We start from the raw sequence: 11,486 nt of genomic DNA, 5'->3' as shown, positions 1-11,486 counted from the left end.
CATTTTTTTATATCAATTATATTTTTATTTCTTGGTTTGACACAGTTTATTTAACACTCCCAGTTCCATACATATTACCACAATAACTAGGGACAAAAATAAGGGAAAGATGGTAGTTTAACCTACCATCTCCTCTGGTTTCACTATCCTTTCAAACTCCTCCTCAGTGAGCAGTTGAAGTTTTGCTGCTGCTTCTTTTAGAGTGATATTTTCTTTATAAGCAAGCTTCGCTATTTTTGCTGCATTGTCATATCCTATATGCGTATTTAATATAGTAACTAGCATTAACGACTGATTTAGTAAATCCTTTATTCTTTCTTCGTTTGCTTTAATATCAACTATGCATTTCTCTGCAAAATTTAAACTTGCATCAGCTAAAAGTCTTATAGACTGCAAAACATTGTAAATTATCACCGGCTTAAACACGTTCAATTCAAAGTGACCATTTGAGCCACCAATTGTCACAGCAACATGATTTCCTATAACTTGAGCACATACCATAGTCACCGCTTCACATTGAGTTGGATTCACCTTACCCGGCATGATTGAAGAGCCAGGCTCATTTTCTGGTAACATTATTTCTCCAATTCCGCATCTTGGACCAGAACCAAGTAACCTTATATCATTTGCAATTTTCATCAAGCTTACTGCTACTGTATTGAGTGCTCCACTGAGCTCAACTAAAGCATCATTTGCTGCTAGTGCTTCAAACTTATTTTTTGCTGAAATAAATGGAAAATTAGTGATTTTTGCCACTTCTTTAGCAAAATCCTCAGCAAAACCCTTTTTAGTATTGATTCCCGTGCCAACTGCAGTGCCACCTTGTGCAAGTTCATATACATTGCTTAGAGTTGACTTTACTCTCTCTATTCCCTTTTTAATCTGAACTGCATAGCCAGAAAATTCCTGCCCAAGTGTTAGAGGAGTTGCATCTTGCAGATGAGTACGCCCTACTTTTATTATATCTTTAAATTCATGAACCTTATTATTTAGCGCTTTATATAATTCTTCAAGATTGGGAATAAGTAAGCGGTCTATTTGTTCTGCTACTGCTATATGCATTGCTGTTGGAAAAGTGTCATTTGATGACTGACCACAGTTTACATGATCATTTGGATGCACTGGAGACTTACTACCTAAATCACCGCCCAAAATTTCTATTGCACGATTGCTGATCACTTCATTCACATTCATATTGGTCTGCGTTCCAGAACCGGTTTGCCAAACAACAAGCGGAAATTGATTATTAAATTTACCGTCTATTACCTCCTGTGCCGCTGTGCAGATTGCATCCCCTACTCTATTATCTATGCTACCCTGTTTCATGTTAACACGTGCTGCTGCAAGTTTTACTATTGCTAGCGCTTTAATCAGGGGCTCTGGCATTTTCTCTGTACCAATTTTGAAATTTTCCAAAGAACGCTGAGTCTGCGCTCCCCAGTAATGTTCACTTGGTACTTTTACTTCTCCTAAGCTATCTGATTCTATTCTAACTTTTTTATCCATATTTCCTCATTCTAGTGCTTGACACTACATATATGAATTAATTAAATCAAATTGTATTTCAGTGTCAAGTTGAGACATTTTTAGTGAAGACCTTAGAAAATTTTCAAGCCATATCTTTTGCTTCTATTATTTTTTTATTGTTATTAAGGCAATCATGCAACCTTAAGCAATAAACCTACTTTCACTCTCTATAAGGCTATTCTACTTAGAGCTTGAATAGTGAAAACATCTTTAAGCGCAGAAGCTATACCTTTGTTTGCTTTCTCTTTTTTTACTTCTAAAATTGTATAACCAAAAATTGCACCTAACGCTAAACTAATGGTAGCTGATGCTGCACAAACTGCAATCGCTGCTCCCGCAGAACATGATATTGTCATACCTGCAACATAACCTATTGTACCACTAACGCCAATGCAGACGTATTTCTTCCGTAGCTCTTTTTGTATATAACCTTTCAGATATTCTTTTACATCTAAATGCCCGTTTCTAGTAGCATAATTCAGAGCAGTGTTCTCATAGTTACCTTTCACGTTAACATTTGCTTTTGCTGTTTCTATCAGGTACTTTACTACCTCTAAATAGCCACTTCCAGCAGCCCACATTAGAGCAGTTCTTCCATAGTTATCTGTTGCATTAATATCCTCTTTCTGTTTTTCTATCAGGTATCTTACTGTTTCTAATTGACCACTTTTAGCAGCTGAAAATAATCCTGCATGATTGTTAATCATTTGTGCAAATGATAATGTTTTTAGTGTAGGGGGTTGTAACTCTTGAGTATTAAAGTTTAATTGTGCTGGAACAATTTCTACCTCAAGTTCCACATACTCTCTTATGAAACGATCAAGTAAGCTTTTTACCTGATCAATTGTTTTAATTCCTACCTCATAATACCGCGATAAAGAATTGATTATTTCCCTGTTGTTAAGAAAAAATATCACTGATTCTATTTTATTTGTTAAACCTTCAGCATGGATTGGATATTCTATAGTCAATATATCTTGTAGAATATTTTGTATTGTCTCACTTTCTGTCCAAATTCTTACCTGTTCATCAATGCTCTTACTTACAAGAAAATTATATAATTCACTATCTTCTTCCTTCATTTTATTGAGCTCATCCTTACAGTCATACCAATAAGATGATAATTCTGGTATCTGAGTAGGATGAGGCAAGCAAGGCATTGACATATTAAGATTAGCTATTAAGTGACACCTAGTTAGAAGCTTTGCTACCTCCGTATGGCCATTTATAATAGCAAATGTTAGAGCAGGGAATTGACCTTTACGTTTCACATTTAAATTAGCTCCATTTGCTATTAGAAGTTGTATGACCTCAAGATGACCATGGGCAGCAGCATGAATTAGAGCAGTTATGTTTCCCGGAGATTCTGCATTAACATTTGCTCCCTCTTCTATCAAGTATTGTACTATCTCTAATTGACCATTTCTGGAAGCCCACATTAGAGCAGTTCTTCCATAATCATCATCTATTGTATTAATCATTGCTCCACCTGTATGGCTTGCTGAACAAAACGTAGCTCACCTTCTTTAGCAGCATCAATTAGCTGCGCATTTAGCTGTTTTTGTGATGGCATATACCCCTCCTAAAAAATATACAATTTAAAGCTATTTTAGCCACTATTCAAGTTTTAATGCCTAAAATTGATAGAATCACTTTTTAGTGTTTTTTTATGGTTATTTGAGTCTAGCAAAGATGAGTCTATATCACAATCTAGTAATTCTCCTACTGCACTTAGTAAACCAGCTGTACAACCAGCTATTTTGATCTGGATGAGAGGAGATATAATTTATAACCACTCCCCTATCCTTTCTAGTTGTTTGTAGCTGTTAAATCTCAGGAATTTATCAAAATAAGGAGAGGCAATAAAGGGAGTAGTATCTCTTAAATAATTAGATAAGAAATCTGGTAGAATATTCTGAAATTCATGCATTTTTTGTCTATAATCTTTCAAAGCAATAACCTTTATTTTATCATAATCAAGTTTCCAATAAGCAAGCTCCGAGACTTCTTTTTTTGTTGTGTATTCCACTGCTAAAGCTTGTAAAATTAATTGCGGGAAAAATCCTGACATAACTTCCTCATTGGAAGGTGGTGAACCAAGTTTATAGTCTATAATTGCTACTTGCCCACCTGGTAGATACTCAACTCTATCACATCTTGATGTCAGTGAAATTTCTTCTGTCACTCGAGTAGCTTGACACTGATCATGAAATACTGGATAAGAAAACTCCTTCTCTAACTCGACATGATTGTTTCTCACCTCATTAAATTCGACAAAAGATTGAGTTATTCTTTGCAGTCTTATCCACCACATATTTGAAAAGTGGAACCGATTAGACAAGAATACTTCTCGTGCAATAATCATTAGCGACTTTTTGTTGCGTAAATATCTTGCAAAAATATTGTGTACCATAGTGCCAAACTCCAATATCGATGGCTTAAAATTTAAGTCTTTCAACTGTCTAAGGTTCAGTATGTATTCAACATAAAATGAATAAGGGTTACGAATCAGTTTTTCTACCGCACTGCAAGACATCACTTGCATTTTTTCTTCTCTGACTTTGGCTTGAGGTTTTGGCATAGGCTGAGTACATGGAACAATGCACTCAGGTGTATTTAATATTCTTAGCCAATTGCGATAAGGATATTTTGGTTCTTGTAACAGAACTTCCAAACGGCGCAATAGAATTGATTTTCTATCACTCACTAGCCTCGTAATATAAACCTTGCCGGCACCAAATAAATTGCGCAAAGTATACAAAAAGTACCCTTGCTCTTCTTGCACAGAAGGAAGGTTAAATTTTTCTCTATTCAGTGCACTCAAAAACGGATTCTGAAAATTTGGTATATCATTAAATCCAGCAAGTATTACAACTTTATTTTGATATAAGCTAAATTTATCAAAGTTATTTTCTGGAGAAAAAAACTTCCTTTTTAAAAATAATATCAGGATTTGACTATATAACTCTAAGGAACACTCAATTGCTATACCGTCACATGCATTTAAGAAATCACGGGTAAAATTACCTACTTCATTATTTAGCTCTGAAAAATCTACCCCAGAAAGCAAATTAATACATTGCAAGTGAGCTACTACTACATCAGAAATAGGACGATTTATAGAATAAAGTAAAGGATTAAATATATCTTTTAACTTATTGATAATAAATAATATATCCTCTTTATATTTTAGCTTTTCACGGGCATTGATAGCATTTATAATACTGCTTCGGCCGTTCGCACTGAAGCTACGTAATATCTCTATCTCAAACTCAGATAAAACACGAGCGTACTCTTCTTGAGTGTAACCAAAAGTCACTAGACTATGTTTTAGTAGCGAAAGCAGTGCCACACTGTTCCAATTTGAAGTCAAAACTTCAATGCTGTAAAATAGGAGCGTTATACAAGAATAGTTTTCCGATATGGTGCACGCCATACGAGCTGCAAGTAATTTATCAAAGACAAACAAAGAAACGTTTTCATAACCCTCATTCTCTATAATCAGTGACGTCACTTGTGCTTCTTCCTCCCTCGAATCACAAGTGATGACTTCAATATTGCCAATATGTCCATTACTAACTTTGCTTAGATCGGCAGTTGTATCAAAGATATAATCTAGCTCAGGACTTCCTGTCATCCCAGCTCTCTGATTTTTAGTGTACGAACATTGTAATTTGCAGGTAATTTGAGTAGTAGATGGTGTCATTCCAGTGCTTGACACTGGAATCCAGTTTCTATTGTACAGCCACCTGGTGCACTCATTTAAAGTTAAGTTTTCTGGATCCCAGTGTCTGGGCACTGGAGAACACGCTTCTGGCAGAAAACTTACATCCTCTCTGCCTATACTTAAATAATCGAGCAGATCTTTCAGGCAATATTGATAATGTTTTTTATCAAGTGATTGCCAATCTTTCTCTTTAATTTTCAAATTCAGATTAGGTAAAATTATCTTTCCAAATGGCAGGTCGTATACAGCTTTAATCAACAACTTATAAATCTCCTCCTTTCCAATTCCAATAAAGATCATATGCTGATCTTTCTGCAGGGAGGCTATCATATTGTTTATGTAGTCACTCTTATGCTTTAGTATATCTACTACTCCTAAATTTTTTAAAGTGTTACTCCAAGTTTTGATAAGTAAGTTTATGAAATTCTCCATTTTCTTCGAATGCTCATCAAGCTGATAACAATCCGCTATTTGGGTATATTGAAGTAATGACGGCAAACTGTAAACTAGATCGATTGGAAAACTATCATTGTGTTTTTTATTCCACTCCAATATAAATTGAATGAGTAGCAGCGTTCTCTTTGTCGGGTTAATAACTTTAACTCTATCAAGATTTAATATTAAATCTTCTTCATCAATGTTTTCTAGTGAAACTATCTCTGGCAAAATTATAGTTCTGTAATTCTTGAATGCACTCAGCAATGCTATCACATCCCTCTTGCAGGGAAGTATGATCTTTATCTCGGGAATTTTTTCTCTTTCATATTCAGAAAATATGTGCTGAACCAGCATATCAAAAAGGGACTCATTCACATTAACAGTAAAAACTCTTCCCACTAACAGTAACAATTAATACAACACTTTTATTGTATAGAAATTATTTAAAATATAAATGTGCTCGCAGTTTCTTATGCTATGATATATTAAAGTCTTTCACAATATTACATGGCAAACATCAGAATAGAAGTTTTTAATAAATGTGAACAAGTTGGCCGCAGAAGGGTAGTTAATGTTTACTTGATTTACATAAGCAAAGAATTACCATCAAAATTACATGAAGAAATTTGTGGGCTATTTTATAATAAAGTCATACAAGACTGCCGTTATTATTCCTACAATGAAAACCTTGAAGAAGTTCAATATAACTTCATAGAATCACAAGCAAAGTGGGGCTTGGAGATAAGCTTTTTACCTGGCATGACCGATAACGTAGGCAACACGGCAAAACAAATTGTTAGAGAATATCTAATGAGCAAAGGCCACATTGATGAAAGTGTTTCTATCAAGGCAAGAAGTTCAAAATTGATTCTAAGTCAAGGAGGTTTTTCAACCGAAGATAACATAAAACAGGAATTCAATCCTATTACTGAATATTGCACACTTGTCTATAAAGAAAACGGCAATTGCCATTGGAAGTATTACAGTAAACCAAATACCTCACCTGGTGTCATTACAGCGCGTGACCAGGAAAAAAAAGAATGGATCCCAGTGTCAAGCACTGGGATGACACCAGGTAATAATGGAGCAAAATCTGTCAAACTCAATGTAAGTGACCAAGAGCTTGAAAAAATCAGCAGAGATGGAATCGATGGTAATGGCACTTTAGGGCTCTCGCTGGCAGCAATGAAAGCTATAAAGGATTACTTTAAAAAACTCGGTAGAAATCCATATGATATTGAACTTGAGTCTCTGGCACAGACTTGGTCTGAACATTGTAAACACAATATTTTTTGCTCCCCTATTGATGAAATAAAAGACGGTCTATATGCTCATTATATTAAGCGTGCAACGCGTGAGATAAATTCTAACATATGCGTGTCAGTTTTCTCCGACAACGCAGGAGGAATAATTTTTGATGACGATTACTTGATTGTAGATAAAGTTGAAACTCACAATAGTCCTTCAGCTCTCGATCCGTTTGGTGGAGCAATGACTGGAGTGCTTGGAGTTAACCGAGATATAGTCGGTTTTGGCAAAGGTGCAGAACCTATCATGAATACTTATTACTTTTGCTTTGCCAAAGAATCAAAAGGCAAACTTTATAGAGATAAAGAGCGTACTGATAAAATCTTACCATCAAAATATATAATGAAAGAAGTGATTCACGGTGTTAATGTTGCTGGTAATTGCTCCGGTATTCCAACGCAACTTGGGTCGGTATACTTTGACGATAGATTCTGTGGAAAGCCATTAGTTTTTGTTGGAAGCATCGGAATTATTCCACGGAATATAAATAATGCACCTTCACACATAAAAGAACCCAAAAACGGTGATAAAATCGTAATTATTGGTGGAAGAGTTGGAAGGGATGGAATTCACGGTGCAACTTTTTCTTCAGAGGCATTGTCGGGAAACAGCCCTTCAACAATTGTGCAAATTGGCGACCCTATAACACAAAAAAAATTATCCAACGCCGTCGTAGAAGCAAGAGATCTTGGTCTTTATAATGCAATAACGGATAATGGAGCAGGCGGTCTATCATCATCCATTGGTGAAATGGGAAAAGACGGATTTGAAGTTGATTTGAGCAAGGTTCTCCTTAAAAACCATGGTATGGCTCCGTGGGAAATATGGATATCAGAATCACAAGAGAGAATGACCTTAGCAGTGCCAGAAGAAAATCTTCCTGCGTTTAAGCAAATCATGGAAACACATGATGTGGAGGTCTGTGTAATTGGAGAATTCAACAAAAGTGGCAAAGCCGTTGTTAAATGTCCCCCAGGGGCAGTAATAATGGACATCGAAACTGAATTTCTGCATGACGGTAATCCCAAAGTGCATTTACAAACAAAGCCATGGTCTGGAAAATCTAACCCATACGCTGTCATTCCAGAATTCTCTCCTGTCATCCCAGTGCTTGACACTGGAATCCAGCAGGCTTTGTCTGCAAATAAATCTAAAACTTTATGTCAAAATACGTGCGATGGCAGAGTTGAGCTTGAGATAGATTCCAGTGTCAAGCACTGGGATGACACCTTTGCACTAAAAGAAATGCTAAGCAGACCAAACATACGCAGCAAAGAGTTTATAGTGGTGCAATATGACCATGAGGTTCAAGGATCGTCAATACTGAAACCACTGCAAGGCAAGGGAAGAGTGTGCAGTGAAGCTGTTGTCTCGAGGCCAGTCCTTTCTTCAAACAAAGGTGTTGTAAAATCGCAGGGATTTGGCTCAAGTTATGGAGAAATTGACACTTATCACATGGCAGCATGTGCGATTGACACTGCAATACGCAACTACGTAGCTGCAGGAGGAAATATAAATCATCTAGCGTTGCTCGATAATTTTTGCTGGTGCGATGCTTATAATCCCGAAAGGTTGTGGCAACTAAAGAGAGCTGCAGAGGCTTGTTATAACTTTGCAACTGCATTTAAAACGCCATTCATATCCGGAAAAGACAGTATGTTCAATGACTTCAAGGGATATGACGAAAATGGCGAGAAAGTGATGATATCTGCACCACCTTCATTACTCATTTCAGCAATTGGAGTTATAGACAATATTGAAAATGCGGTATCGCTTGATGTGAAAATGCCAGGGGACTTGATATATGTGCTTGGTACAACCCACGATGAGCTTGGTAGATCTGAATATCAGTTATATAGTGGAATAGATAATAACAACGTGCCAAAAGTTGATGCAAAGAGCGCTAGGAAGTTGTATGAACGTTACAACCAGGCAATAAAAGATGGCATAATTGCCTCTGCAATTGCACCAAACTTAGGCGGCTTAATTATTGCTCTGGCAAAATCGCTAATTGCAGGAGACCTTGGTGCTGAAATTGATCTTTCACTAGTACCAATAGGAAAAACACAAAATACAGACATAATAAACAAGATAATAATGTTTTCTGAATCGCAAAGTAGAATATTAGTAACCATTGCCCCACAAAATCAGCGGAAGTTTGAAGAATTGTTTAAAGGTATAGTTTTTTCATGTATTGGAAAAGTGACAGAGGAGAAAGCTCTCAATATAAAGGATATTATAAGAATAGATTTGAAAGACTTAGGTACTAGTTTAAATAACTTTTGATTACGCTAGACAAATTTTTCATTATGTGTAATGTCTGATTAAAATAAATGCATGTTATTAAATTTGGGTAGGTTATTATGTCCATTTTATCAATACTCTTGCTTATCAGTCTTTCTTTACTTAACACTTCAAATAAATTAATGATATGTGCTACCTTATTTGTGGGAGCCACTTTAGTTGTAAACTCAATGGTTGAGTTTCATGGTAGAAGCAAAGCTACTTACAGCTTAATAGTGTGTACAGTGATATGCTGTCTTTTTAAATTGCAAAATTTTAGTTTGGTAATATTGGTTTCATATACTGCAATTCTAGTCTCTCTTCTCTCAAGCATAGTTATTTTAAAAAAATTAAAGTCCAAATTGAATTTTCATATGGCAAATTTCATCACTTTAATTATAGCATCAGTCATTGATAGTACGATTGTTTGTGTTGGACTACTATACAAAATTTCTGCAGGTAAATGCTTATCAAGATATATTAAAGATTTAATTTTCAAGTTTTCCTATGCATCGATATTGAGTATCTGCTTGTTTGTAGGAATGTATTTATTCTCCTTGGCAAGCAAGAAGTATTTTAAGGTTTCTGCATAACCCATCTTCTGATATAGCCAAAATAGTTTATACAACCGTTATTCTGCTATTTGTTAGCAGAATAATGGTTGTATAATGTGAAAAGCTCTTATTCGGATAGCGGTTCTAAAATCAAAGTAATTGGAAATTGTTAACTTAAGTTATCCTTTAAGAGAGCTAGTACAATTTCTTACAGGTTTCATACATGATAAGAGTTTTATTTTTAGCTAAACCAATTGAAATAAGCTATAAAATCTGTTAAAGTCAACTTTGTGCAAGCACCCTTAGCTCAGTTGGATTAGAGCATTTGACTACGGATCAAAAGGTCGGGCGTTCAAGTCGCTCAGGGTGCACCATATTTTATAGGAAATAGAGGTCATACTTGAAATTCATATATGTAATACCTATCTTTAAAGATAAAATACTGAGCTATTGTATATGAACAAAAAAGACTACTATGATCTGCTAGAAGTGAGCAGAAATGCTAGTACTGACGAGATAAAAAAAGCATATAAAAAACTAGCATTAAAATATCATCCTGACAGAAATCCTGGTAATAAGGAAGCAGAGGAAAAATTTAAAGAAGTAACAGCTGCATATGAAGTTCTATCTGACTCTGAAAAAAGAGCAGGTTATGATCGTTATGGTCACGATGGTGCTTCCGGTGGATTTGATTTCAGCCAAGCTGGAGGGGATTTTAGCGATATATTTAACGATTTTTTTGGTGGAGGATTCGGCGGCAGTACAAGTAGGTCAAGAACAAAAAGAAGTACAACAGGAGTATCTGGAGCAGATCTGCGCTACGACCTTAAAATTACCTTAGAAGATGCATTTAAAGGAATACAAGCACCTATACATTATGTGACAAATATAAAATGTAATACATGCCAAGGCACAGGTAGCGAAGGAGCAATCAAACCAGTTCAGTGCAACACATGCCAGGGAAGCGGTAGAATTAGAACTCAGCAGGGCTTTTTTACCATTGAAAGAACGTGTACTACATGCTATGGGGAAGGAGAAATAATACAAAATAAATGTAAGAAATGCGGTGGAAGTGGGCGTAAAAGAGATGAAGTAAATATCTCCGTTTCAATTCCAAAAGGCATAGAAGAAGGAGCTAAGGTAAGGGTCAGTGGTAAAGGAGAAGCTGGAGCAAGAGGTGGAAAAAGCGGAGATTTATACGTATGTGTGAAAATAGCTACTCATCAGATCTTCACTCGCAATAGAGCAGATTTACACTGTAAAGTGCCTATAAGAATGACACTAGCAGTGCTTGGTGGTGAAATCGATATTCAATCAATTGATGGAGCTAAAATAAAAGTAAAGGTCCCTGAAGGCACTCAAACTGGTACCAAACTACGTTGTAGGGAAAAGGGTATGCCATATATGAACTCACATGCTCGTGGTGATTTATACGTACAGGTAATAGTTGAGACTTTAAATCCAAAGAATTTAACCCAAAAGCAGATTGAGCTATTAAAAGCGCTTGAGGAAGAGGAACATGAAAGTGTAGAGCAGAAATCTGAAGGATTCTTTGGAAAAGTAAAAAAAAAATGAGAAATTTGCTAAATGATATAAAGAGGTAGCTGTCTACACTTAATTCTTTTTACCAATTTGAAAGCCTTCTCTTT

Annotated in this window: 5 protein-coding genes and 1 tRNA gene; 3 read left to right on the top strand and 3 right to left on the bottom strand. The window is 35.8% G+C overall.

The genetic code is table 11. The features are described 5' to 3' along the window. Nucleotides 1–117 precede the first annotated feature (117 nt). The 3 genes from fumC to LEM02_RS04500 form a co-directional block, all read right to left on the bottom strand. Nucleotides 118–1,506 (bottom strand): class II fumarate hydratase, encoded by a 1,389-nt coding sequence (gene fumC / locus LEM02_RS04510; RefSeq protein WP_226080066.1) that lies wholly within the window; start codon nucleotides 1,504–1,506, stop codon nucleotides 118–120. A 188-nt stretch (nucleotides 1,507–1,694) separates the two neighbouring features. Next, nucleotides 1,695–3,008 carry an ankyrin repeat domain-containing protein gene (locus LEM02_RS04505; protein WP_226080065.1) on the bottom strand — a complete coding sequence of 438 codons (1,314 nt, stop codon included), beginning with the start codon at nucleotides 3,006–3,008 and terminating at the stop codon, nucleotides 1,695–1,697. A 305-nt stretch (nucleotides 3,009–3,313) separates the two neighbouring features. Further along, nucleotides 3,314–6,091 (bottom strand): PD-(D/E)XK nuclease family protein, encoded by a 2,778-nt coding sequence (locus LEM02_RS04500; RefSeq protein WP_226080064.1) that lies wholly within the window; start codon nucleotides 6,089–6,091, stop codon nucleotides 3,314–3,316. Between the two features lie 108 nt (nucleotides 6,092–6,199). Here LEM02_RS04500 and LEM02_RS04495 point away from each other — a divergent pair, with 108 nt between their 5' ends. From LEM02_RS04495 to dnaJ, 3 genes are all read left to right on the top strand, one after another. Continuing rightward, the gene (locus LEM02_RS04495) at nucleotides 6,200–9,286 is read left to right on the top strand and encodes a phosphoribosylformylglycinamidine synthase subunit PurL (RefSeq protein ID WP_226080063.1); all 3,087 of its coding nucleotides are present in this window, start codon (nucleotides 6,200–6,202) and stop codon (nucleotides 9,284–9,286) included. Between the two features lie 847 nt (nucleotides 9,287–10,133). After that, nucleotides 10,134–10,211: transfer RNA gene (locus LEM02_RS04490), tRNA-Arg, on the top strand. Between the two features lie 82 nt (nucleotides 10,212–10,293). Beyond that, entirely contained in the window at nucleotides 10,294–11,412 is a 1,119-nt protein-coding gene (gene dnaJ / locus LEM02_RS04485) for a molecular chaperone DnaJ (protein WP_012481762.1), read from the top strand. The last annotated feature ends 74 nt before the right edge of the window (nucleotides 11,413–11,486 follow it).

Origin of the sequence: Wolbachia endosymbiont of Tribolium confusum (assembly GCF_020405475.1) — a bacterium.
In the GTDB taxonomy this organism is placed as follows: domain Bacteria; phylum Pseudomonadota; class Alphaproteobacteria; order Rickettsiales; family Anaplasmataceae; genus Wolbachia.
Note: the sequence above shows the minus strand (reverse complement) of the source record. Positions and strands in the feature narration are given on the sequence as shown.